Raw genomic sequence first — 432 nt, 5'->3', positions numbered from 1 at the left:
ACACACATCTTTGGCAATCCATGTATTGGTATACGTTCCTGCATTGGCACAAGTTCCTGCTACAAAAGTTCCTGTAGTTTTAGTATAAGTTACCGTTCCATTACAATTATCGGTTGCAACCGGCGCTTGGTTTTGTGCTGTTGTCAATCCGGCAGTATCACTACATTGCAGAGTTTTGTTAAGGGCTGTTGGAGCAGTTGTCCATGTTGGAGCTGTAGTATCCTGAATGGTGATTACCTGAGTAAATATTGTAGAAGTATTCAAACATACATCTTTTGCAATCCATGTATTGGTATAGGTTCCTGCATTTGCACAAGTAGCAGAAGCTACAAAAGTTCCTGTTGTTTTAGTTAAGGTAACTGTTGAGCAATTATCAGTTGCTACAGGATTCAGAGCCTGAGCTGTTGTTAATCCTGTCGCATCACTACATTG

The 432-nt window shown here is 40.5% G+C and carries 1 protein-coding gene; it reads right to left on the bottom strand.

Going from position 1 to position 432, the window contains the following annotated elements; translation table 11 throughout:
• On the bottom strand, positions 1 to 432 hold a 432-nt coding region (locus tag NJT12_RS24895), incomplete at both ends, for a hypothetical protein (protein WP_271338805.1).

The organism is Flavobacterium azizsancarii (assembly GCF_027980145.1).
Lineage (GTDB): Bacteria > Bacteroidota > Bacteroidia > Flavobacteriales > Flavobacteriaceae > Flavobacterium > Flavobacterium azizsancarii.
This window is presented reverse-complemented; position numbering and strand designations above follow the sequence as displayed.